The organism is Vibrio sp. 1249-1 (assembly GCF_033340495.1).
In genome coordinates, this window is record NZ_JAWOWJ010000759.1 from 1 (window position 1) to 617 (window position 617).

1 pseudogene is annotated in these 617 nt (G+C 48.6%); it reads left to right on the plus strand.

The window, feature by feature from the left end:
* Nucleotides 1-617, plus strand: a pseudogene (locus R7Z50_RS28760) (ABC transporter permease); the annotation flags it as partial.

Consider the following 617-nt stretch of genomic DNA (forward strand, 5'->3'; position numbering starts at 1 on the left):
TAGCATTAATGATTGGTGGACGCTTTAGCCGTGCGAAAAAGCGCAACAAAATGGTGTCGTTCATTTCTCTTTCTTCAACCATTGGCATTGCAGTAGGCGTGGCGGTGATCATCATTGGCCTTTCGGCGATGAATGGTTTTGAGCGTGAGCTTCAGTCGCGTGTGTTGTCCGTGATTCCTCATGGTGAGTTAGAAGGGGTTAACGGGCCACTTCAGAACTACACCAAGACGATGAACCAAGCGCTGCAACATGAGCATGTCGTTGCTGCCGCTCCGTACGTCCGCTTTACAGGTTTAGCCGAAAAAGGCAGCAAACTTAAGGCGATTGAAGTGCGTGTTTTGGATCCTGCGTATTAGCAAGTGGTGTCGAGCATGTCTGACTTTATTGATCCAGAGGCGTGGCAAAACTTTTACTCAGGCCAACAACAAGTGATTTTAGGTCGAGGAGTTGCAAATGAGTTGAAGGTGCAAGTCGGTGACTACGTCACGTTGATGATTCCTCAAACGGGTGGCACAAATAAAGTTCAAGCGCCGAAACGTGTGCGCGTCAAAGTGGCGGGCTTTTTGACGTTGAACGGCCAAATTGATCATTCATTGGCTTTAGTTCCGCTGGCGGAT